This window comes from Cyclobacterium xiamenense (assembly GCF_009467825.1).
GTDB lineage: Bacteria > Bacteroidota > Bacteroidia > Cytophagales > Cyclobacteriaceae > Cyclobacterium > Cyclobacterium xiamenense.
In genome coordinates this window covers 60,891-85,139 of record NZ_WIOK01000017.1, presented here as the reverse complement: position 1 = coordinate 85,139, position 24,249 = coordinate 60,891, and the positions used below count along the sequence as shown (strand labels likewise).

Here is a 24,249-nt window from a genome sequence, read left to right as displayed (position 1 = left end):
TGCAATTATGCTAATCTTTGATTAGATTATTCAGCTAATTGTTTTTAGAAACGAGAATTTAAGTCGATACCAATCCATACCAATGAAGGTAATCCACAACAACCAACACGGCTTTTACGATGAAATGTACCGAAACGAACGGGAACTGAGACCGCACTACAGTCGATTTGGCAACTACATTCAAAGCATCTCTGCCAAAAAACTTAGTCACCTACAGTATTCGGCTGACAAAGCGCAAATGGCCATGGGTATGACGTTCAACGTGTACCACGACAAAGAGGGGCTGGAAAAAATTTTACACCTGGACATCATTCCCCGAATCATTCCCGCAAACGAATGGAAAATCCTCGAAGACGGCCTGAAACAGCGAATTGATGCCTTGAATCTATTCCTGCAGGACATTTACAACGAGCAAAAAATCTTTGCGGACGAAGTGATTCCAAGGGATCTCATTTTGGGGAGTAAAGATTATTTGGAGCCCTGCAAGGGCCTCACTCCTCCCAAAGGCATTTGGTGCCACATTACCGGTACCGACCTGGTCAGAGACAAAGATGGGGATTTTTACGTACTCGAAGATAACCTGCGCTGTCCTTCGGGCGTGTCTTACATGCTGGAAAGCCGGGAAATCATCAAAAGGGCCTTTCCGGAACTCTTCAATAGCCTGGGCGTACGCCCTGTCTCGGATTACAGCACCAAGCTTTTGGAAATGCTGCAATTCCTGTCGGAAAAGCCCAAACCAGTGATCGGGGTGCTAACGCCGGGGGTTTACAATTCTGCTTACTTCGAGCATTCGTACCTGGCACAGCAAATGGGGGTGGAATTGGTATCGGGAATGGATCTGCTGGTGGAAAACAAAAAGGTGTACATGCAGACCACCAAAGGCCTGGAACAAATCGATGTCCTGTACCGGCGAATCGATGACACGTTCCTGGACCCCCTGGCCTTTAATCCGGATTCCATGCTGGGTGTACCTGGGCTATTTGAAGCCTACAAAGCAGGCAACGTGGCCCTGGCAAATGCACCGGGTACCGGCGTGGCCGATGACAAGGCCGTTTATGCCTATGTCCCCAGAATCATTCGGTATTACCTCAAGGAGGAACCCATATTAAAAAACGTCCCTACCTATCTCTGCCGGGAAAAAGCGGACAGAGAATACGTTCTGGACAACATTGCCGATCTGGTGGTCAAGGAAACCAATGCTGCCGGGGGATACGGCATGCTCATTGGACCAAAAGCCGATTCCGAAGAACACGAACGTTTCCGAAAATTAATACAGGATAACCCCACCAACTACATCGCCCAACCCACGTTATCGCTTTCTACGGTCCCTTCCATCATCGACAACAAATCCATCGAGGGGAGACACGTGGATTTACGGCCGTACATTCTGTACGGGAAAGAGATCGAAGTGATTCCAGGTGCGCTCACCCGGGTAGCCCTGAAAAAAGGATCGCTGGTCGTCAATAGTTCTCAGGGTGGGGGAAGCAAAGACACCTGGGTATTGTACTAACCAACAACAACCATTATGTTAAGTAGAGTAGCAAATTCCATTTACTGGCTGGGCAGGTACCTGGAGAGAGCAGAAAACTATGCCCGTTTTATCGACGTAAATTTCAACCTGATGCTGGATCTTCCCGGAGACCTGAAGGAACAATGGGAGCCTCTGATTTTAGCTACCGGAGACAAAGCGCTTTACCAGGCAAAGAATCAAAATTACGACATGCAGGAAGTCATCTATTTTCTGGCTTTTGATGCGGATAATCCCAACTCCCTCATTTCTTCGGTCAGCAAAGCACGGGAAAATGCCCGCATGATTCGGGAAAACCTGACCAAGGAAACCTGGGAGAAACTGAACGAAGCCTATCATTTTGTAAAACGCGGCTCTGAAGGTAAAGTCTGGAAAAAAGAAGATCCAAGGGTTTTTTTCGAGTCGGTCAAATCGCAAATACTGTTACTTTACGGCATTGCAGATAGTACCGTCGCCCGGACAGAAGGCTGGTATTTTCGCCAACTAGGCCAATACCTGGAGCGGGCGGACAAAACGTCGCGTATTTTGGATGTCAAATACCATATCCTCCTTCCCTCCCCCAAAGAGGTGGGATCTCCGCTGGACTTCCTTCACTGGATGGCCCTGTTGAAATCGGTCACAGCCTTTAATACCTACCGCAGGCTTTACGGTACCATCGACCCTTCCGGTGTAGTGGAGTTTTTGGTGTTGAACCAATATTTCCCCCGTTCCGTGTTTTTCTGCCTCCGTGAGGCCGAGCAAAGTCTTTTTAAGATTTCCGGAACAAACGGCTCGGGCTTTTCCAACCGGGCCGAAAAATCCATGGGAGAGCTTCGATCCAAATTGGAGTTTGACGATGTCAACGACATCATCAGTACCGGACTCCACGAATACCTGGAACACCTTCAAGTAAAAATCAATCACATATCGAATCAGATAAACGATAATTATTTCCAAATAAAAGATAACTTTGTAAGCCAAACTATGGAGCAAGGATGACATTTTGTATTGGAATTAAGACGAAGCACGGGATCGTTGGCTTATCAGACACCAGAATCACGTCCGGAAACGAAACCACCACCTCGAAAAAATTATACACCGTCAATAAAAAAAGGCACTCCTTCTTTATCATGACTTCCGGCCTTCGGTCGGTTCGTGACAAGGCCATCACCTACTTTGGAGAACTCATCGAAAAGGAAGACGATTCCTTCGATAAATTATACAAAGCAGTCAATGGCTTTGCGGATCAAGTCAAGCGGGTGGCGGAAGAAGACATGGACTCACTGGAAAAATCCGGTTTCTCGTTCAACCTCTATTCGATCATCGGGGGGCAGTTGGAAGAAGACAGTGAGCCCAAGCTGTATCTGTTGTATCCACAGGGAAATTGGATTGAAATACGGCAGGGAACACCCTTTGTGATCATCGGCAACACGGGATTTGGAAATCCAGTACTGCGCCGGTCCCTGAAATACGAAGAGCCGCTTTATTTTGCCTTGAAAAGTGCCTTTCTGGCCTTTGATGCTACCCGAATCAGTGCCAACGATGTCGATTACCCCATTGATACCGTCATTTTGGAAAACGACAGTTACCATGTCATAGAAAATCGCTTTGAGCAGCACGAACTGAATCATTTGTCCGAGTTTTGGAACAATTCGCTAAAAGAGGCCATCCATAAACTACCGGCCGATATATTGAAAAAAGCCTTTTTTCACGAAGAAATCGAAGAAAGCGAGTAGATTTCACCCCATTTGAATTCCACAGATGCCGGGTTTTCCGTACCCTTTAACGAATACACGATGCGTCTACAAATTCAACACGACACCAGTTACGATTACCATCAGCAGGTTGGACTCAACCCACACCGTATCTTTCTTCGCCCACTGCAACGAAACTACCTGAAAATTCATGATTTCAGGCTCCACATCCAACCCGAACCCGCCGGCATAAATGAACGGTACAGCCTGGAGGGCAATCCATTTTTCCAGGTATGGTTTGCAAAAGAAACCGACCGCTTACACATTCGAACCTCTTTTGAGTCCATTCATACCCCATTTAATCCCTTTTTATTTTTGGTGGATCAATCGTTCATTGATCAATTGGATCCGGAAGCCGAAACACCCTTTTCCTACCCGGAAGCCGATATGCCGCTGCTCCAAGCCTATCTAAACCATAGCAATAATGCACTGCTACAGAAATACGGATTGGCAAAATTAACCTCTCGGGATCCCATTGGTTTTCTAACCGGCCTCAATGCCTCCATCCACGCCGATTGGCAGCACATTATCCGGGAAGAAGAAAACCTATGGGAAGCGGATTATACCTTTGCTGCCGGTAAAGGATCCTGTAGAGACCTGTCCTGGATGTTGATCGAAATCCTCCGGCATCTGGGGCTGGCTGCCCGATTTGTGAGCGGCTATGCCTTTAACCCGGAATTGGAGGAAGGACACGAACTTCACGCCTGGGTAGAGACCTATCTACCGGGTGCGGGCTGGGTTGGACTGGACCCCAGTCTGGGCCTGATGACGGACGAACACTATATTCCCCTTGCCTGTAGCTTTCTCCCGCAAAACACCCTGCCGGTGCATGGAAGCTTTGGTGGCGATCAACTGCAGGAACCTTCCATGCATGCCACCGTACGTATTCAGGCCTTGTAGGAGCACAAATCCAATACTTTCTGCTTTTTCAGTCGAATACCAAACCTTTTCTTTCCGTTTGCGATTAATTAGGGTAACATAAAAAAACATGACAAAAGTGGGTGGCATCGTTATCATTTTCATTGTACTGGCTGTACTGTTTTTCTTAAATTGGTACGTCTACCAGGGAGTGAAAACCCTGCTGCCCGTAGCATGGGCTTCCAGGGGGAAATTCGCCTATTGGCTGGTTTCTGGAGGCATCAGTTTGTGGATCGGCCTTACATTTTTCCGGATTATGCAGGAAGGGAAAATCTCGCCAACCTCTCAGCAATCGCTGAATTTATTTCTCACCATTTCGGTCACGCAGCTAACGGTGATCGCCTTTTTGTTTGGGGAGGACATTTTCCGTGGATTGAGTGCTACCTGGTCGTATTTTTCGGCTGGGCTTTCTTCGGATGATGGTGGCGTTTATCCGGGACGAAGAAAGTTTATAAGTCAGCTTGCGTTCAGTGCGGCAGTTATCCCATTCACGGGGTTTGTTTATGGGATAGTTAAAGGCAAATACGATTTCCGAACCATCCGAAAAACCATCTATTTTCCCGACTTACCGGAAGCTTTTGACGGCTTTACCATTACCCAGCTATCGGACATTCATGCGGGAAGTTTTACCGATATGGAAGCGGTAAAAAAGGGGGCAGCACTTGCGGCATCGCAAAAATCGGATCTTTTTGTATTTACCGGGGATCTGGTAAATCACCGGGCGGATGAGATCGAACCCATGTTGGAGGCATTTGCGCAAATTCGTGCGCCGTTCGGGCAGTACTCCATCCTGGGTAATCACGATTATGGGGACTATTCATCCTGGCCCAGTCCGGAGGCGAAGCGGGCAAATTTTGAACAGCTAAAGCAAAAGCACAAAGACCTGGGATACGACCTACTGCTGGATGAAAACAGGGTGCTGGAAAAAGGCGCGCAGCGGATCCGCCTATTGGGCGTAGAAAACTGGGGAGTTGGGTTTCAGTCCAAGGGAGACCTCGAAAAATCCCTGTCGGGTGTAGCTGAGGAAGAGTTTAAAATTTTGCTTTCGCACGATCCTTCCCACTGGGACGAGCAGGTCAAAAAGCATCCAAAAAACATTCACTTGACCCTGAGTGGGCACACCCATGGCATGCAATTTGGGATAGAAACGCCCCTTTTTCGTTGGAGTCCCGCCCAATACCGGTATCCCAATTGGGCCGGATTGGTAGCGGAAGCCGGAAAATACCTGTACGTCAATCGGGGCTTCGGCTTCCATGCCTTCTCGGGGCGGGTAGGCATCTGGCCGGAAATTACGGTGATTGAATTGAGGAGGGGGTAACCTAACAAAAAATTCAACCCAAAACCCGCATCATAGTTGAGATTTGTTGCCCCGCAGGCTTTCCTATTACGGTAAAGTGCTTGCCGATAAACTACACGGAAAATGCCAACCAACTAGTTGGAACGGGACGTAGGCGTAATTTTCTCCTTGATAATATCAAACAAAAACTCGGGAGTCGAATGAAAGTTTCTTTTCCACAGTCGTTTAGGTTCTCTAAAAAGTCTTGGTAACCATTCCAGACCCATTTTTATCCAAAACTGAGACGGTCTTTTTACGGTCCCTGCGTAAAAATCGAATACTGCCCCAATTCCCGAAGCAAATAGTACATTGAGGCTTTGAATATTTTCGTAAATCCACTTTTCTTGTTTCGGAGCAGTCATCCCTACAAACAACACGTCCGTCTTAAACCCGTTGATTTTTTCGCGCATCAAACGGTTATCTTCGGGGTCAAATTCATTTTTGTAAGGTGGACTATAGCAGCCAACTTCGATATTTGGATGCTCAAGATTCACCTTTTCCTTGATTTTTAGTAACGTACTTTCCGATGCCCCCAGGTAAAAAACTCTCAGCGAATTATCATTGGCCACTTGCAGAACATGTGCGTGAAGATCAGATCCCGATACCTTCTTAATTTTCTTTCCAAATAGAATTCTTACCGCCAGAACAATACCCACGCCATCTGGTATCAAATAATCAGCGCTCAAAAGTGATTCCTTAAACAATCTATCTGTCTTGGCGATACAAAATGAATGGGGATTGAGTGTATGGATGATAGTTTTTCCTCCCTGCAAGCGTGAGGGGAGCACTTCTTTAATCGTGTAGTCAAAAAATTCCATTGACATTTAGTTTACTTTCAAATTCGAAGCAATATTCTTTCCAAACAACCAAACACCCCAAATCAAAAAAAAACGCTTTGTAGCAAACAAATAGTTTGATCTTGAACTCAATTTGGTTAAAACCACATTAATCGTCCCGGAAATTTCGCTTCGATGGGTTACAAACCTGGAATCATTTGCTATTGAATTCAATGCAAACAAATAGGCTTTGTATTTATTTTTCGGCGCCCGAACGGACAATCCGCTAAGGGAAAGGTTATAATAGGTGAGAAATTCATCCAGGTTCGCAAGTTCGCCGACCTTACTGAATTGAAGAAACAAATCCAGATCTTGGCCTCCACCTAAAATTCGGTATCCCCCCACCGCCTCGAAGGCACTCCTCCGATACATAACGGCGCAGTGAGCAATGCTAAATTTAAGCCGCAACAAATCGTCCAAAATGGCATCATTTTTCACCGGGAATCTCCTGACCGCTTTATACCTGCCTCCGGATTTAAACCACAACTGAGTTCCCACACACACCGTACGGCGGTTATTATCCAGAAAACTTACTTGCTTTTGAATTCTTTGTGGATCCATCAAATCATCGTCATCTATACGCGCAATGTAGTCTCCTGTACTTTTCGAAATACCATAGTTCAACGCTGCTCCAAGCCCCTGACCATCGATTCGATAAATCCTTATTCTCGGGTCCGAAATATCCGATAAACTTATATGAATCGGTATTTTGGACCCATCATCAACGATAATAAGCTCAAACTCTTTATAACTCTGCCTCAAAATCGACTTTACAGTCATTTTCAGACTCCCTCGATTATCCCTACAGGCCAATACGATCGATACCCTCATAATTGAATCACACCAAACTTACGTTCTCTACCAAGAGGAAGGTCGATATACACCCTCCGTTCATCCTGGTTAAACCTGGGATGATGGTCTACTCTATTCACTCCTCTAAATGTAGGGTGGTGTAGGTACCTGCCAATAGAAGTACGCGTTCCGTTAACGGTATCGACTACAAGAATATTTGACTTTCTAAAAAAACTTGGGTAACTGTCAAAGACTATTCGTTTTCCAGTCTTTGTCGCTGGATGGGAGTCATGGGGGGGAACAAAAAAATCAGGAATAAACTTTTTCTGAGAAACACAGTTTATCACAAAGAATTTATTTTCTTCTTCGAGTTGGCCGAAGACAAGAATTTGCTCAGTATCTATCCAGCAAAAGTGAGAATAAAACTTTTCATTTCCGATCACTGTATGGGACTTTTTCTCAAGATCAAAGACCATCATTTTTGTAATCTTTACTTGATCCACCCAATACCTATATAAATAAGCTACTTTTTTTCCGTCTGGACTGAACTCAAAATGATTTACTTTATCATTTTCCGGTTGAACTTCAGTTATATCTCTTAAATCATCAAAACTAACACGATGGACCAAACCACCGGAGTTGAGATCGACCAAGCTAAAAGCAATCGGTTCAGTGAGGATTTCCCGCTCATTTGACAGTTCTTTTGCAAAATAGCCATAATCCTCTCGAAGAATAGCCAACCTCTCGAAGGAATAGGATACACCAACACTTCCAGAAAAGTCAATTGCACCAAGGGGGGAATCAATTTGCCGAACCAGTCGTCCTTGCTTATCCATGATCTTCACGCAATACGTCTTTGTATTGCTATCGTAGTCATTAAAACATAGCAAATCTTCGGAAAACCATCTTAAAAAAGCCCCTTGTTGCCAATTCCAAGCTCGTGAATAGGCCAACGTTCTGGCGTCCGTAGCTCCACTTTCCCTGATACATATTGCCAATTCACCTTTAGGAGGCCAGGAAGATGCAGTTTGATCGGTTCCTTGAAATAGTACATCTCCGAGCTTGTTTCCGATCGGCAAATTAAAATACCCCCCAAACTCATTTTTGTAACCAGCACTAATGATTTCTAGACCACTAAAATACCTATTATCGAACTTCGATTTAACAACAGACCAATAATATCCCGGATAGAGAAGCCGCTGCTTAAGGTCATCCGGAATCAAAAATCGTAAATTATGAATCATGCTTACGGTTGGTTTTCAATAACTTTGTTTTTCTGAAATATTTTTTGAGAAACTGCCTTAAAACTTCTTCTGTGTAAAACCGAGCACATAATAGAAAATTTTTTGCGGCATTTTGGTAGTGCTTTCTTACGGTAAATCTAGCCGCGGTTCGGTCCCAAATTAACCCGAGATCAAAAACATCGGAGACTCCACCTTCTCTCATGTTCACAGTGACAGAATTTACAAATGCAAATTCTACCTCACCAGATTTATATGCCTTGTAAGTAAAATCGTAATCGGCGATCAGCTTAACTGACACATTAAATAGTCCCACTAATTTCTTATATACATTTGTATGTACACAAAAAGCCGGATGCACCAGCGGCATCGTAAATTCAATTTGTTGCTCGAGTATAGAAAGTGTATTTCTACGTAAATAGCTGATTTCCCCATTTCTATCAACCCTGTGCGCATCCCCTACAATAATTAAATTATCTGCGCAGTTATGGCCCCGGTAACATTCCACATATCGCTGTAGGGATTCTGGAACAAAAAAGTCATCGCTATTTAAAATACAAATCAACTCTCCTTTTGCCAGCTCAATGCCCTTATTCATGGCATCGTAAATACCATCGTCTTTTTCTGAAACTATCGTAAAATCCTGGTGCAGCAGGTTCTTGAATGCACGAGCTTTCGAGAGCGTACCATCCGTAGAAGAGCCATCTATTAGTATGTACTCGAAGTTACTATAGGTTTGGTTTAAAATAGATGAAAATGCGTCATCGATATACTTTTCACTGTTGTAACAGACTGTGATTATAGAAATCAGTGGATTCTGATTCATCTCTACTATTTAAATGGTGAAGAAATAAAACGATAAGTACTGCCCTCAAAAATCCATTATTCACAAGTAAGGGGCCTTTGTAGTTACAAACGATGATGTATAAAAATACCGAAGCAAATAATACTTTATTAATTCTGGAAAAACTGCTAAACTTATTGAAAAGCAAATACAAAATTAACGAAAAATAAACAACAATATAAAAAACACCTCCAAACAACAAATCATTAATGTATCCAATATCTGATTGCACATCGTAAACATTCCCGTATAAGTATCGACCTTCCCCAAAAATTATCCCCTGTATACTATCCGGGAGGACGATCATGCGTTGAAATAAGTTATCCCAGTGATTGGCACCACTGGTGTTAGATTCCAATCCTCGTAAGACCATGTAGGTAAAGATCTCAGGATCAATAAATAAGGATATACTAACAACCAACAATAGAACTGCAACCAGTATCGCGAAAGAAATTTTTATGAATTTCGAAAAACTAACCGACTCATCAGATTTCCTTAGCGTAAAAATAAAATAAACGAAAAGAATAATTGGAAGAGCTACCAGACCAATTCTCGCATTAAACACGATACTAATCAATATGATGGGGACGAACCAGATATATTTATAAACTCCCTGCGCCACCATAGTAAATATAATCATTAAGACCATGCCTTGAAAAATCGGATAGGTAAATAGGTACTCGGACGATAGTCCATAAATTCTAAAGAGCAACAACTCGCCCTTTTGGTCGAACATAAACTGCAAATCTAGAAACTGATCGGTGACATACTCCTTTAGCCCCGGTATGGCTAGCATTACAACGGCAAAAACCGACTGAACAATTCCCAAAACGACGAAAGCTTCCAATAGTTTATCGATCGTCCAATTGCGCCTATAGAAAATTAACGAAAAGGGGAGCGAAATTAGAAGTATATTAACCAAAAACCTCAGTTGCTTAACCCAATACAGTTGTTGGAAACCAATATCTTTAACTCCAGAGCTTAGATATTCTCTCAAAAATAAGTAATACACAATAAGGGAAAAGGTTAAAAAAAACACGAAGATCCCTCTAGTCGTGAGAGCATATTTTAAGGTTTTTAGGTGAATAAAAAGCCAGACTAGAAAGCCAACAATCAATAAGTATTCCGGAGAAAACTTTAAAAATCTAACTGGTGGAAGGTATATGGCAAAGAATAACAGTATAAGAACAAGGAAAACCTCCACTCTTTCCCTTCGAATTATCAATCGATTCATTTAATAAGCCTCCGTTTCACATTTAACATGCGTGACAAAAAAGCGGGCCCATTTTCAAATTTTCCTAAAAAAAGGATCATAAAAGCAACTAAATGAATAAAACCCGCACCCGACTCTCCTTTGGCCAGTTCAATTATTTTGAAAGATTCCGCTTTGTTGCCTTGGCGAAAAGCCCAGAGAGCGTGCTTTATCAATTCATTTCCGAGGCGCTTGGACCTACGTTTGAATACCCATGCATTACCGCCAAACTTATCGATAAAATCCCAACCATTTCTCACCCTCATTTCGTACATCTGTTTCGATATCTCAGCGAAATACAATTGAATAGCTCTGCTATAAGCACTACCAGTGACGCCGTCACTTCTCGTATATGCGGTGTACAATACTTCAGGAATAAAGTCAATTTTGCACAGCAAGGACATTCTTAGCCATAAATCTCTATCCTGAGAAAAATAAAAAAAAGGCCTATATCCACCGACTGCATCATATATATCCTTCCTAAACATCACTTCTCCATGACTTACGCAAATGTTACTGAGCACATCCCCTCCTTTTTGCCTTCCTACAACCACCTTTCTATTTAGAATCAAGTCGTCCCTTTCAAACAAGCATCCTACTACCCCAACCGATGGATTTTTGGATAAAAAATCTTGCTGCTTTTGGATTCTATCCGGATGAGAGAGATCCCCGGAACCGTGGATTGCAATGAATGCTCCGTTTGATGCAGCTACTGCCCTGCGAATGGAGTTTGTAAACCCTCTATTGGAATGATGCAATACCGTAACCCTCGGGTCCAATGCTTCAAACTTTTTCAATTCTTCCAGGGTACCATCAGAGGAACCATCGTCACACAAAACGATCTCAAGATTCTGGTAAGTTTGGTTAATCAAACTATTTACTGAAAAATCGACGAATTTTTCTCTGTTGTAAAATACGGAAATAATGCTGACCAACATCTAATTTAAATGATTCTCTGCTCAACTTCTAAATCGATTCCAAATTTTTCATTTACTCTATGCTTAATCTCTACAATTAGTTCCAGGATATCGCTTCCTGTTGCATTACCCTGATTAACAATAAATCCACCATGCTTTTCAGAAATTTTCGCTCCTCCCTTTGTCATTCCTTTCAATTTTAATTCATCAATGATTGCTCCCACATAGAACCCCTTCGGCCTTTTGAACACGCTTCCAGCGTTGGGTAGGTCCCTGGGCTGCTTTTTCCACCTTTGTTCTTTAATCAGGTCCATTTTCGATTGAATCGCACGTTTATCTCCTTGGGTGAGCTTTAATGAAGCACTCAAAATAATTTTATCCGTATTCTTTTGAAAAAAACTATTCCGGTATTGAAAATCGATATCTTCCTTTTTGATTTCATTGACTTCCATGGTTTGCAAATCCAAGTACTTCACTTTTAGCAAAACATCCTTGATTTCCTCACCACTTGCGCCGGCATTCATTACTACGGCGCCTCCCAATGAACTGGGGATATCAAAGAAAATTTCCAGACCCGTCAACCCCTTATCTAGCGCATAGAGACTTAAATCATACATGCTCGCCCCCGCCTGTGCCTCAATTATGTCATAGTCCGCCGCCAATTCGATTTTCGAAAAATTACCATTGAAAATAATAAAATCATCTTCGTAGTAAGATTTAGAAAGAATGACATTGTGCCCCGATCCTAAAAGAATGTAATTCTTTTTAGTAGAAAAAAGATGCTGGATATCGCTGTCAGAATCTGGAAAAAATGCCCGCCTGCATCTTGAATATATCTTGAAGGAATTGTAATTCGTTAAGTCGAAATTATCAAACACTCTCATTTATTTTAATCTATTTAACATCCCCCTAAAAGGGTCAAAATCCGTCTTTCTAATTCGCAGTATTTCCTTAATCCCAATCCGAACTTCTCTGTTGTAGAACCAAAGAAACAGTAAGCCAGCAACTGAATAACTAACTGTCGAAGCAAAGGCGGCACCCTTGGCACCATAGTCAGGAACGAGTACCATATTCAGAATAACATTAACCCCCAATGCCGGAACCATCGCCTTCATCGATACCCAGGGTCTTCCTCTACCTGCCAGGTCCATGTTCATTACTTTAAAGAGCGTTAAAATTAGTACTCCAGGTAAAAGCAATCTCAACACTGGGCCGCTTTCTATAAAGGCCGATCCATACATCCCTAAAATCACCCAATCCGACAACAGCAGCAATACCAAAGAAAGGCCGCCAATAACCAACAATGAGATTCGCAGCAATTGGGCAACTTTTAACGAAAAAGCGAAACTGTTTTTTGAAATGCTACTCCTGGCAAAAACGATCGTACTAAAAAGCATCGGTATTTGCCACAGATACTGGACCACATTTGCTCCTTTAGAGTAGATGCCGATCTCAAAATCAGAACTCAAATGCTCCAGGATTATAATATCGAGTTGGTAATTCAAATTTATAACGAGTAAGGATACTGCATAAACAAGACCTAAACCAGTCAAATCTTTGAGGATACTCTTCGTTATCTTCAACGTAAAAAACTCAATAAACTGAACGCGGAAAAACAAGATCAAAAACATGATGGATTGGCCTAAAAAAACAGAAATCAGGTACCCATCGATACCTGATTTAAAGATCACGAGAAATAAAAATGAAAAGGCCGTGGTCACTGCGGCTGGGATCCAGTTTATCGCGTTAAACTCGCTGATTTTATTCTTGCCCAAATAAATACCTGAACAATAGGTATTGAATAAACTGAAGGTAATCGGAGCTACCGCAAGCACGATCAACGAAAGCTCCTTATGTGTTCTACTAAAAAAATAAATTAAGGAAAAACACAGAATCGTTGAAACAACCGACGTCAAAATCCAGATTTGAAACAGCGCTTCCTTTAGGTTTCGCTCCGAATACTTTTCTTTACCCAACAGAAAGGTTACCGATTGCCTCACCCCCAACGACCCGACTGTCATAAAAATGGTGGGATAAACTAACAGCGAAGTAATGATTCCATTTTTTTCTGGACCCAATGCCCTGGCTACAACAATAGACGTGACGAATCCAGAGGTTATGATAATGATTTTCGAGACCCCTACCCGAAAGACATCACTTAGGAATCCTTTCATTTGGGAGCAACAATTCTTCCCGGAACACCTACAATAACCGAAAATGGTGGTACGTTGCTATTCACTACCGAATTAGCACCAATTACTGCTCCTTCTCCAATTGATACTCCTCCAATGATAACTGCACCTGCATAAATCTTCACGCTTTTCCCTATTGTCGGGTATTTTAGATCTTTACTATTTTTTCCATGGCTCCCCAAAGTCACATTTTGAAAAATTGTGACATCATCATGGATAACCACGCCATCTCCAATGACAATCCCAATAGGATGAGGCATATGGAGATTTTTGCCGATAAAGGATGAATAAGAAATATCACAATTCCATTTAGCTAGCATTCTGAATCGAAGGTAATTACGCAATACACCCTTACATGGAATGGCGCTGTTTTTAATATGTACACCCATTCGGTAATTTAATAAAACCCTGTATCTTGGATTCAGAAAAAAATCGTAAAGAAAGGAGCCATTCCGGCTCCTTTCTTTTTTGAAGATGTTTATTACCGAACGCACAATTTCAATGCAAGTATTTAAATAGTTACGCCTAATCCCTGGAGTTTCAGTTGTAAGTTTTCGTATCCCCTATGAATCTGCCAGGCATTTTCAATAATTGTTTCCCCTTCAGCCGTTAACCCTGCCAACAGCAGTGCTATCCCTGCCCTCAAATCAAGCGCTTCTACTGAAGTACCTGTGAGTGGTTTTCCTCCATGGATGACCAGCAAGTCGCCCTGAACATCAAAATCTACCCCCATTTTTCCCAGTTCTTCTGCGTAGGCATATCTCCCTGGAAATCGAAGGTCAACGATCTTGGACACGCCATCGCACATTGCCCCGTATACAGCCAATAGCGGCTGCATATCGGAGTTAATTCCCGGATAGGGGCCTGTACTGATTTCCAAGGGATAGGGAGTCCCTCCCTTAACAATTACCGAATCCTTCCCTTCATACATTTTCATGCCACTTTCCTTCAGGAAAACAAGCGGTACATCCAGGTGATTTTTAGGGAAATTGAGGATTTCAACATCTCCATTGGTAATTACAGATCCGATAGCCCAGGTAAGCGCCTCCATATTGTCGGGAATTACCTCATGTTCTACACCCCGAAGTTCCTTTTTTCCCTCAATAACGATACATTTCTGACCAAATACGGTTATTTCAGCACCCATATTGTTCAGCATCTGGATTAAATCTAGTATTTCGGGACGAATATGGGGATTCCATATGTTGGTAGTTCCTCTCGCCAAGACTCCGCATAAGATCGCATTTTCAGTAGCTCCAGTAGACCTAATGGGTAAATAGATATCATTTCCCGTTAATACACCGTCGCTACCAACCCGGGCACACAGAAAATCTCCTTCTTCCCAAACCTTTGCTCCAAGGCGCTCCAAAAGCATCACATGAATATCGTATTTACGTTCCCCAAGCTTGCAACCGCCGGGCAACGGCACCCTTCCTTCACCATACCTGGTGGTTAGCGCTCCCAAAATTAAGAGGGTATTTCGTATAGATCGTTTTTGCCAGGTTAGTTCAGTTTTAAGCATGCCGTTTTGGCGGATAACCACCCTATCCCCCTCACAAACAAAGCTCTTACCTAAAACCTCCAGCATTTCCAAATGTACTTGAATGTCCAATAAGCCGTTGGGAAAATTCGACAAACGAATCTCCCTATCGGTCAATATAGAGGCTGCCAGTAGTCGTAATGCACTGTTCTTCGCCCCACTAAGCTTTACCCTGCCCGCTAGTGTGCCTTTAGAAACTTTAAGTGGACGGCTATCCGCTATAAGGTTGTTACTCATAAAATCTATTTCTATTTGAAACCAAGCTAATTACTTTTCAAAAACCGGAATTTTACTTGGCCGTGAATTAATCCTAAATCACATTTACCAATTTTTAAATCACTAGACTTTCATAAAACGCCAAAATCATTCGTTCTTTTCGGATTCGATACGGGTTAGCTTTGCTAACACTTGGGAGTAGCGTGAATGAATCAAAACGGCGAATGCTCTTCGGACATCCGCTCCGTCTTTTTAACGATTGTAAACCTGCCTATTCCCGCCAAAATTTACCGGGGTGATTATTTACCCGGTACATGAGCCTTATGGATAGCTAATCCTCGGTCCGCTCCCACTGTTCTCTAAGCCCCTTCAAAAACTCAGCTCCAAACACATATCCCAATCCAAGTATGGCACCCAAAAAGGTAAAGATCACCAAGATTAGCAGGCGTTTTGGCCCTGACTTCTCCGTCGGAACAGTGACGGGCTGAATTACAGAAAAAATGGGAGTATCCTTAGCTACCTGTAGCCTGGCCTGTTCCAATTGTTTAGCTAGTTCGTTGTAGATATTAAACGAAAAGTTGTACTCCGCCTCAAGGCGTTGCAATTGATTTTGGACAGTAGCCGATGCTATATTTTGATTCCTGTCCTTAAAGTCCGCTAGTCGTGCTTGAATTTCTTCAAATTCTTTCTTTTTCTCCTGGAAGCGCTCTTCAGTAAACTTTAATTGCTCCCTTGCATTCGAAATCTTATACGCAATAACTTCCCGCTGCAATAGCTCTTGTGCATATTTGGACATCTGAGCTGCCATTAAAGGCTCGGGAAGTACAAAGGATAATGTGACAAAACCCTCTTTTTCATTAGGAACTACGGAAAGCTGACTTTCTAATCTTTTAAAGTGTTCGAACTCATCCTGAGAGATCCGAATTAACCCTTGCTCGCTTTGGATGATCGTGGTATCCGGCTTCTCCTTAAGTGCTTTGAGTATAACCCCGGGTAAACCAACGGTGTACTTTTTCAAACTTCCCAACAGTCCCGGGGAATGAATCTCTTCAAAGTATTCCCGATAAGAAACTTGGTCAATTAGTCCTTCAACGTTGAATTTAGCGTCCAGTAACGTCTTTCTAAAGGTTACCGACGAAACAATTTTGGGGTAAAGTGTAGGAGGTATTTCAGCTCCTCCACCCATTGCCCCTAAATTGATGCCAGCCAGCGAAGCCAAACCACCCAAAGAACCTGCCGCTTTGTTAGAATCAGCGGTTTGCGGAACAAAAGTAGAAGAAGCAGTGAAGTCTTTCGGGGAAAAAATAGCGAAAAATAGCCCAACCAAAATAAACCCACATACAATAATTAGTACTTTCCTTCGCTGTCTCCACGCTGTTTTGGCTAGAGCTAAAAGATCTATTTCATCGTTTGTTCTGTTGTTCGACGTCGTTGTTTTTTCCATTGCCAAATGTGAAAAATTATTTAGTTGGTACCCAACCTGTCAATTAAAATCACCAAAGTAGCCAAACTTGTTGCCAGCCCTACCCAACCCTGAACACTCATGGATTCACGTATGGGTTTTTTGGGTACGATTATTTCAGCTCCCGGTTCCATGGTAGGATACACATTGATGAACAAAAACCGCTTCGTTCGTTGAACATCGCCATTTGCATACACGACATATGATCTTCCTCTGTGAGACCTACTGGTAAATCCACCCGCTCTGGAAATGTAATCCTTAAAACCCGATTTCTCGCGGTACCTCGCAGAGGTTGGATACAATACCTCTCCTCGCATACGAACGGTTTGAAGCTCTTTTGGTATCGATAGCACGTCGCCCTCCTGAAGAATTAGGTCATTCGGCCCACCGGGATCTCGCAAAATCGCGGCTAAATCAATCCCGACCATTTCCATCGTTTTAATTTCAAAATCTACAGAATCTCTTTCAACAAAGGTTTCTAAGGTCTTTTTTCTGAATTCATCCGACAACAAATTCCCTTCAATATCGGCTTGGTCGATTTCTTTTTCTTCAATCTCCTCGCTAATTTTTTCCAATAAAATTTTATCAAATTCTGAACGATCGGAATCACCACTCAAAATATTTTTCCGTACCGAGGTTAAATTTTTCCGTTCAATATCCTGATCACTTGGAACGTCGTAAAATTCATTTCTCCTTATTAATGTTGCCCCTTTAGCGTATGCAAAAGGGTTTAGACCTCCGGATCTATTCAGTAGGTCCGAAATTCGCTCGTTTGCACGCGAGATGGCATATTCACCCGGATAGTTCACTTCGCCTTCCACCCGTACCAATTTTTCCCGTTGAAATCCAGGGCTTCTTCGGACAATCACGTGATCAAAAGGTAGCAATTCCATTTCCGCACTCTCTGCATTCAGTTTTAAATCCCTGTCGATCTCTATACGGATAATATCCGCCAACTTACCGTCCTCCTCACTTTTCACCCTTCTGGCTATTTCTATTTGTGAGGCGCTTGCTGATTCCTTGAAGCCTCCAGATCGCATCACCAAATCAGCCACGGTCATATTTTCGCCAAAAGGAAAAGATCCCGGATTATTAACTTCTCCAGAAATTTTCACAAAGTATTCCTCCCGAATATCGTATATGCTAGCGATATGCAGAACGTCTTCCCGCTGCAATACCATATCTTGACCTGCCCCACTCATTATTGCCTCAAGATCCAATGAGATGATTTCAAGAGAGAAATCCGGTTGCATCCGATATAAGGTAGCTCTGTTTAGAAAAGCGTCCTCCCTTAGCCCGTTTGCTTTTTCTATGAGGTCGCTAATCTTCATATCCGGACTCAATGAGAAAGTTCCCGGCCGCATCAAAGCGCCTGAAACCTGCACTCTGTTAATAAACCGATTTAGTATTTCGCCAACCCTGTAGCTATCTCCGTCCTGAGGAACAAAATCGGTAAAACTATCGGCATCTACATCCTCCACCTTCCGTTCACTAGCTGTGATGCGAGTAAGGGTGACGCGTTCCTTGTATGCTTCCGCTTTAAACCCACCTGCGTAGCTTATAAGGTCCGATAAATTTTCTCCCGATTTGATCTCAAAAAGACCCTGCCTACGGACAGAGCCCACTACTTCAACCCTGTTTCTGACAGGAGGAACAATAATCACATCGTTGTCTCTGAGTGTGTTTGTCGTGGATTGCTCGCCTTTGACTAAAAAATCGTAAACATCGATTTCTGTAAGCAGTTTGTTGTCTCGATAAACCTGAATGTGTCGGAAAGAACCGTTTTCGTTCGGCCCCCCCGCAGCAAAAAGCGCGTTGAAAGGGGAAGCGAATGATGGCAACTTGTAGTTTCCAGGCTGATTAAGTTCTCCAACCAAGGCTACGGATACCGTCCTTATGTTACCCAGCCTAAGTTCCATAAAAGTATTTGGGTCAGATCCCCCCAAGCCTGAATAAATTTGCTGCATTGCAGATTTAATTCGAGAGGTAGCTGCAGCGATGGTAGCCCCGGCCACCTTAATGGGCCCGATGTTTGGAACGAAAATACTCCCTTCAGGATTCACCGTCAACTCGTAAGACTGCTGGGAAGCACCATACACGTCTATCAATAACTGATCTCCCCCACCAATAATATAGTCAGGAGGGGTCGGGATATTTAAGCTCGGATTAAAGTTGAGTTCGCGGTTGTAAAAGAGTGTATACCCGAAAATTTGTTTCTGTTTGGGCGTCAAATCAGAAAACGGATCCTGCTCCGCTATCCCCTCAAAAATACTATCGTTCTCACTTTCCCCTATTTGTCTGGCTTGATTGTTCCCGTTCGTCGTACGACTGCCGGTAGTTCTGCTCCCACTCCGTAACGACGCTATTCGCTGCTGCAGTTTAGAAATTTCGCTCATCGGTAAGCCCCTTTCGCGAGCAACCGCAATAAGTTGCTGCTCGTTCATTCCCGATGCTTCAGCTCTTTTAATCAATTGTTCTATTTGTGCATCAGAAAGGTCGTCTGCTCTCACTTTTTGAATATCCTGCAAAGATTGGGCAAGGAGAATTCCGGTGTGAACCAGCAACACTAAAATCAATAAAAATCGGGTCAGAAACAAACGAGTAATTTGCATGCGCTACTGTAATTTTTTTAGGGTACTAAAAAGATCGATTTGTCTTACCGGATACAGCTTCGCCTCCTCAGCCACAGCCTGCGGACGAGTTGACGGGAGCATTGATGCGATCATCCTGGCGTTTACACCTTTTACCCTCCCGAAACCGCTGAGGTAACGTTGAAAGCTGGCTACTCAAAAAAAGCGGCCGTATCCTGGGATTTTCTGATTTCCAGCTGCATACGTACTGCCCCCTTCTCGTACTTCCGAGCCCCGGATAAATTAAGCCACAAATCTAATCATTTCTTTCGATTCCACCCAAGCGAGATGGGCGAACACGCGTGATCCGATTCGAAGTTCCGGTTCCTCCCCGCTCCCCTTTTTCCGATTCGGTCGATCGATAGTAGTAAGGCGACAGCCAGGCTCCGCATAGAAAACGGCATTACTACAAGCAGACGTATCCTCTGTCTTTTGGACGCTACTAATAACAAGCGCCTAACCTGCGTTTCCGTATTTGCGAACGTCACCGAACGAGAGGCGATTGCGAACGAACGAAATAAAAAAAGCAAAGGAGGAATCGATTACTGGTTCCTCCTTTGCTTTTCTGGTACGTTTCGGTGGACTACTCCGCCTGGTTCAGCACTTTGTGCCCACCTTTCAACAAATGGATGTCGCGCTTGAATAAATTTACATCCGAAAGGACCATGTCCTCCACCAGCATCTTCAAATCATACTTCGGTTTCCAGCCGAGCTTGGTCATCGCTTTGGTCGGATCACCAATAAGCAAATCAACTTCGGTTGGCCGGAAATAAGCCGGGTCAACCTTGACTAGCACGTCGCCCTTCTTTACTTTAAAGTGAGAAGTTCCAAGTATATCAAAGGCTTTTTCCTTGTCGATGTCTGCCAGGATACCCTTCTCGTCTATTCCTTCACCCTCGAAAGACAGCGTAAAGCCCACCTCTTCAAAAGCCATTTTAATAAAATCCCTCACTTTGGTGGTCACGCCCGTAGCAATGACGTAATCTTCTGGCTCGTCCTGCTGCAGGATGCGCCACATGGCATCTACGTAATCCTTGGCATGCCCCCAATCTCGCTTTGCATCCAGGTTGCCCATGTACAGGTCACGCTGAAGCCCCAAGGCTATCTTCGCCACCGCACGGGTAATCTTACGGGTAACAAAGGTCTCCCCTCTCAACGGCGACTCGTGGTTGAATAAGATCCCGTTACACGCATACATGCCATAGGCCTCCCGGTAGTTGACCGTGATCCAATAGCCGTACAGCTTGGCAACGGCATAGGGGGATCGGGGATAGAAGGGCGTGGATTCGGATTGGGGTACTGCCTGCACCAGTCCGTACAATTCGGAAGTCGAAGCTTGGTAGACCTTGGTCGTTTTTTCCATGCCCAGCAAACGAACCGCTTCCAATATCCGAAGCGTGCCAATACCATCGGCATTTGCCGTATATTCCGGCGTATCAAAACTCACCTTCACGTGGCTCATGGCAGCCAGGTTGTAGATTTCATCCGGTTTGGTTTCCTGGATGATCCGTGTCAGGTTCATCGAATCTGTCAAATCCCCGTAATGCAAAAACAATCGCTTGTTGTCATCGTGCGGATCCTGATACAAATGGTCAATCCTATCCGTATTAAAAAGAGAGGCTCTTCGTTTGACTCCATGTACCGTGTAGCCTTTGGATAGTAGTAATTCGGCGAGGTAAGCCCCGTCCTGACCGGTAATTCCTGTGATTAATGCTGTTTTCATGGTCTTAAGTTTCACCGTGGTACACTAAGTTGGACTCAGCGCAGCACGGTGGTTTTATTTTTGTTTAACTTTTTAAGTTACATGGGGTTTACGCAGTGTTTCACTCAGGCTTTATTCAATAGTTAAGCAATGGTACGCTTTGTTGAACTCTGCGGTACATGGTGACCCTTTAAATCTTTACTTCTTTAAACGTAGCTTGATTCTCTAGAAACCATTGGTACGTTGACTTGATTCCCTCTTCCAAACCGATGCTCGCCTTCCAGCCAGCTTGTGTCATTTTGGAAACGTCCATTAGCTTCCTGGGGGTCCCGTCCGGTTTACTGCTGTCCCAAATGATGTCGCCCCGGTGCCCCGTGATTTTCTGAATCAACTCCGCAAGGGCACGAATCGTCAAGTCTTCCCCGGTGCCTACATTGTATAGATTTTCGGAAAAGGTGGTTTCTATGGCAAAACAAACGGCCTCCGCCATGTCGTCCACGTGCAAAAATTCCCGAAGAGGTGTCCCGGATCCCCAGAGTTTGACGGGCTGATCACCCGCCTCCTTCGCTTCGTGAAATTTCCGAATCATCGCGGGCAGCACATGCGAGGTCTCCAGGTCGAAATTATCAAAGGGTCCGTAGAGATTGGTGGGCATTAGACTTACGTAGTCCTTTTGGTATTGCTTCCGTATGGCCTCGCAGGCTTTCACACCCGCAATCTTTGCCAGCGCGTACCATTGATTGGTCGGCTCGAGGGAGCCGGTAAGCAAGGCCTCTTCCCGAAGCGGCTGTTCCGCCATTTTGGGGTATATGCAGGAACTTCCAAGAAAAATAAACTTTTCGACACCGGCTTCCAGGGAAGACTCAATCAGGTTGTTTTGAATAACCAAATTGTCCATCAAAAAGGGATAGGGATGGTTGTTATTCGCCAAAATCCCACCTACTTTGGCTGCGGCATCGATCACTACCGATGGCTTTTCCTGCGCAAAAAAGCGGCTTACCTCGGTTTGATTTTTTAAATCCAACTCTTGTCGGCTTACCCCAATCAATTGCTGGTACCCTTTTTTTTCCAGATTTCTCCAGATGGCAGCCCCTACCATTCCTTTGTGTCCTGCGATGTATATTTTACTATGCTTGTGCATCTGACTATTAATTTACCAATCCCGGATTTTCTTTTTCTAATTTCTCGTAAATCTTTTTAACATCCTGTGCCTGCGCCCGGTTCAGTACCAAAATGGCGTCCGGTGTCTCCACCAAAATCACATCCTCCACACCCAAAAATTCCACGTGTTTGCTACCTGCACCCAGCACCAGGTTTTTTCCATGGCGCTCCTTGCTGTTTTCCGGAAAGTAATCGAACAAGGCTTCGTAAGATCCCATATCTGACCAGGAAAAACTGGAGGGGACAACTTTTATTTTATCGGATTTTTCCATTACCGCATAATCCACACTAATGGATGGGATTTCACGGCTCAAGTCCAAGGGCAAAAACCCTTTTGATGCTGCATCAAGCGCTTTCCGGGACTTTTCGAAAACTTCGGGTTCGTGGAGCTGAAGCTCTTGAAGGTAGGTGCCCGCCGAAAAACAAAACATGCCACTATTCCATAGAAAATTGCCTTTCTCCAAAAATCCCTGAGCAGTCCGTTCATTGGGCTTTTCGCGGAAGCTCAGCACCTCGTTTCCTTCGTGTTCGATGTACCCAAATCCGGTATCGGCCCGGGTGGGTTTCAAACCAAAGGTCACCAGAAAACCCTGCTCCGCAAGGCGTACTGCCTCAGCGAGTGCACCTTCGTAATTGGCCTGATCCCCTATTAAATGATCCGAAGGTGTTACGAGCATGACCGAATCGGAAGGCAATGAAAACGCAGCAAAGGCAATGGCGGCAGCGGTATTCCGGGGGGTTGCCTCCACCAATTCCAAAAAACCTTCCTTTTTATCGTTTAGAATTTGCCTGGAAAATTGGTAGTTATCCACCCCTCCTACCACCATCACCTGATCACAAACGGATGCATTTCGCGAAACGGTTTTTTCAAAAAGGGACTGCCCGTCAAAAATGGGCAGGTACTGTTTGGGTTTGCTTTTTCTGGAGAGTGGCCAAAGCCGGCTTCCTACGCCACCCGACAACACCACGTTGACGATTTTCATGCGTTCTTTGTTTGCTATTTCTCACAATCCGGTAGTCAATTCCGGCTTTGTATCTACAAAATATCGTTCAAATAAAATCTAACCTGGCTTTTTCAATTACGGATTCGCCAAACACGCAAAAAAGCAGCCATACTATATATTTGTGGTTAAGTCGATTAGGGCAGTCGTGCTTCCAATGCCCCGAACCAGTCAATCACAAGCCAAAAGTAAATAAAAAAAAATTAAAACAGTAAAAATTAATTTGAAATACAAATTAACTATATTAAATGCCACCAAAGTGAAGGTTGGATCTTGTTTTGAAGGGTTCGGGAAATCAGGCTAAAAATTATCGCATACGAATGAAGGGTTACCGAAATAATTCGGTAATTTCGTTTTTTTAATGCAAAAAACTATGGACGAAAAGTTGCACTGGTACGTCATGTACACTGCTCCCCGAGCAGAAAAAAAAGTGGCTCAACGACTAGAGGAAAAAAATATCAAGGTTTATCTGCCAATAATTGAAGAAATACGCCAATGGAGCGATCGTAAAAAAAAGGTACAAAAACCCTTGTTCAACGGGTATTTGTTCGTTTACACCAGCAAGGAGCGGCTTTGGGAGTCGCTTCAAGTGAGTGGTGCGGTAAAGTTCATCAACTTTTCCGGAGAACATGCCGTGGTGCACCAAAACGAAATAGATGCCATCCAACGGGTGATCGAAACCGGGGTGGCCGTTGAGGTGGATACCGGCACGATCGAACACGGGGAAATGGTCCATATCCTGGGTGGCCCGCTTCAGGGAGTAACGGGAGAATGCATCCAAAAGTCCAACCAGGATTATTTCATCATACGAATTCCGAGTATTAACCAAAGCATGCTCGTGAAAGTGCCTAGAAAATTTTTGGAGGTGATTCGCGAATAAAAATCCAAATTCATTACCATTCAGCCTTGATTTTAATAACTTCGCCAGAATAACTGCCTGTTCGTTTC

21 protein-coding genes are annotated in these 24,249 nt (G+C 43.8%); 6 read left to right on the top strand and 15 right to left on the bottom strand.

Annotated elements, in window-relative coordinates; all coding sequences use genetic code 11:
• Positions 1–82: 82 nt before the first annotated feature.
• From GCU44_RS14055 to GCU44_RS14035, 5 genes are all read left to right on the top strand, one after another.
• Complete coding sequence (locus GCU44_RS14055) at positions 83–1,510, top strand: circularly permuted type 2 ATP-grasp protein (protein WP_154856976.1); 1,428 nt, start codon at positions 83–85, stop codon at positions 1,508–1,510.
• Positions 1,511–1,525: 15 nt separating this feature from the next.
• A complete protein-coding gene (locus GCU44_RS14050; RefSeq protein ID WP_154856973.1) occupies positions 1,526–2,506 on the top strand; it encodes an alpha-E domain-containing protein in 981 nt (326 codons plus the stop codon).
• The gene (locus tag GCU44_RS14045) at positions 2,503–3,243 is read left to right on the top strand and encodes a peptidase (RefSeq protein WP_154856971.1); all 741 of its coding nucleotides are present in this window, start codon (positions 2,503–2,505) and stop codon (positions 3,241–3,243) included. The genes GCU44_RS14050 and GCU44_RS14045 overlap by 4 nt, the downstream gene beginning before the upstream one ends.
• A gap of 60 nt (positions 3,244–3,303) precedes the next feature.
• Positions 3,304–4,161, top strand: coding sequence for a transglutaminase family protein (locus tag GCU44_RS14040; protein ID WP_092174933.1), 858 nt, complete (start codon positions 3,304–3,306; stop codon positions 4,159–4,161).
• 88 nt (positions 4,162–4,249) lie between these two features.
• The gene (locus GCU44_RS14035) at positions 4,250–5,497 is read left to right on the top strand and encodes a metallophosphoesterase (RefSeq protein ID WP_154856969.1); all 1,248 of its coding nucleotides are present in this window, start codon (positions 4,250–4,252) and stop codon (positions 5,495–5,497) included.
• Positions 5,498–5,610: 113 nt separating this feature from the next.
• Here the strand turns inward: GCU44_RS14035 and GCU44_RS14030 are convergent, their stop codons facing one another.
• The 15 genes from GCU44_RS14030 to GCU44_RS13960 all read right to left on the bottom strand — a co-directional run bounded on the left by GCU44_RS14030 (position 5,611) and on the right by GCU44_RS13960 (position 23,283).
• The gene (locus tag GCU44_RS14030) at positions 5,611–6,333 is read right to left on the bottom strand and encodes a WecB/TagA/CpsF family glycosyltransferase (protein ID WP_154856967.1); all 723 of its coding nucleotides are present in this window, start codon (positions 6,331–6,333) and stop codon (positions 5,611–5,613) included.
• Positions 6,334–6,339: 6 nt separating this feature from the next.
• Positions 6,340–7,182 carry a glycosyltransferase family 2 protein gene (locus GCU44_RS14025; RefSeq protein WP_154856965.1) on the bottom strand — a complete coding sequence of 281 codons (843 nt, stop codon included), beginning with the start codon at positions 7,180–7,182 and terminating at the stop codon, positions 6,340–6,342.
• Positions 7,179–8,387 carry a hypothetical protein gene (locus GCU44_RS14020; RefSeq protein ID WP_154856963.1) on the bottom strand — a complete coding sequence of 403 codons (1,209 nt, stop codon included), beginning with the start codon at positions 8,385–8,387 and terminating at the stop codon, positions 7,179–7,181. The genes GCU44_RS14025 and GCU44_RS14020 overlap by 4 nt, the downstream gene beginning before the upstream one ends.
• Entirely contained in the window at positions 8,377–9,210 is an 834-nt protein-coding gene (locus GCU44_RS14015) for a glycosyltransferase family 2 protein (protein WP_154856962.1), read from the bottom strand. Before GCU44_RS14015 ends, GCU44_RS14020 begins: the two co-directional genes overlap by 11 nt.
• The gene (locus GCU44_RS14010) at positions 9,161–10,075 is read right to left on the bottom strand and encodes a hypothetical protein (RefSeq protein ID WP_154856961.1); all 915 of its coding nucleotides are present in this window, start codon (positions 10,073–10,075) and stop codon (positions 9,161–9,163) included. Before GCU44_RS14010 ends, GCU44_RS14015 begins: the two co-directional genes overlap by 50 nt.
• Positions 10,076–10,458: 383 nt before the next feature.
• Positions 10,459–11,418 (bottom strand): glycosyltransferase family 2 protein, encoded by a 960-nt coding sequence (locus GCU44_RS14005; RefSeq protein WP_154856960.1) that lies wholly within the window; start codon positions 11,416–11,418, stop codon positions 10,459–10,461.
• A 5-nt stretch (positions 11,419–11,423) separates the two neighbouring features.
• Positions 11,424–12,281 carry a UDP-N-acetylmuramate dehydrogenase gene (gene murB, locus GCU44_RS14000; RefSeq protein ID WP_154856959.1) on the bottom strand — a complete coding sequence of 286 codons (858 nt, stop codon included), beginning with the start codon at positions 12,279–12,281 and terminating at the stop codon, positions 11,424–11,426.
• On the bottom strand, positions 12,282–13,571 hold the full coding sequence (locus GCU44_RS13995; RefSeq protein WP_154856958.1) for an oligosaccharide flippase family protein: 1,290 nt from the start codon (positions 13,569–13,571) through the stop codon (positions 12,282–12,284). It abuts the gene before it with no gap.
• Positions 13,568–13,978, bottom strand: coding sequence for a serine O-acetyltransferase (locus GCU44_RS23430; protein WP_154856957.1), 411 nt, complete (start codon positions 13,976–13,978; stop codon positions 13,568–13,570). Before GCU44_RS23430 ends, GCU44_RS13995 begins: the two co-directional genes overlap by 4 nt.
• A 122-nt stretch (positions 13,979–14,100) precedes the next feature.
• Positions 14,101–15,366, bottom strand: a complete 1,266-nt coding sequence (locus GCU44_RS13985; RefSeq protein ID WP_154856955.1) for a UDP-N-acetylglucosamine 1-carboxyvinyltransferase — start codon at positions 15,364–15,366, stop codon at positions 14,101–14,103.
• A gap of 310 nt (positions 15,367–15,676) precedes the next feature.
• Positions 15,677–16,789 carry a GNVR domain-containing protein gene (locus GCU44_RS13980; protein WP_154856953.1) on the bottom strand — a complete coding sequence of 371 codons (1,113 nt, stop codon included), beginning with the start codon at positions 16,787–16,789 and terminating at the stop codon, positions 15,677–15,679.
• Positions 16,790–16,809: 20 nt separating this feature from the next.
• Positions 16,810–19,419 carry an SLBB domain-containing protein gene (locus GCU44_RS13975; RefSeq protein WP_174238258.1) on the bottom strand — a complete coding sequence of 870 codons (2,610 nt, stop codon included), beginning with the start codon at positions 19,417–19,419 and terminating at the stop codon, positions 16,810–16,812.
• Positions 19,420–20,020: 601 nt separating this feature from the next.
• The gene (gene gmd / locus GCU44_RS13970; protein WP_154856951.1) at positions 20,021–21,160 is read right to left on the bottom strand and encodes a GDP-mannose 4,6-dehydratase; all 1,140 of its coding nucleotides are present in this window, start codon (positions 21,158–21,160) and stop codon (positions 20,021–20,023) included.
• Positions 21,161–21,329: 169 nt separating this feature from the next.
• Positions 21,330–22,280 (bottom strand): GDP-L-fucose synthase family protein, encoded by a 951-nt coding sequence (locus GCU44_RS13965; protein ID WP_154856949.1) that lies wholly within the window; start codon positions 22,278–22,280, stop codon positions 21,330–21,332.
• Positions 22,281–22,287: 7 nt separating this feature from the next.
• Positions 22,288–23,283, bottom strand: a complete 996-nt coding sequence (locus GCU44_RS13960; protein WP_154856947.1) for a mannose-1-phosphate guanylyltransferase — start codon at positions 23,281–23,283, stop codon at positions 22,288–22,290.
• Between the two features lie 391 nt (positions 23,284–23,674).
• Here GCU44_RS13960 and GCU44_RS13955 point away from each other — a divergent pair, with 391 nt between their 5' ends.
• A complete protein-coding gene (locus GCU44_RS13955) occupies positions 23,675–24,181 on the top strand; it encodes a UpxY family transcription antiterminator (RefSeq protein ID WP_092174925.1) in 507 nt (168 codons plus the stop codon).
• Positions 24,182–24,249: the final 68 nt, after the last annotated feature.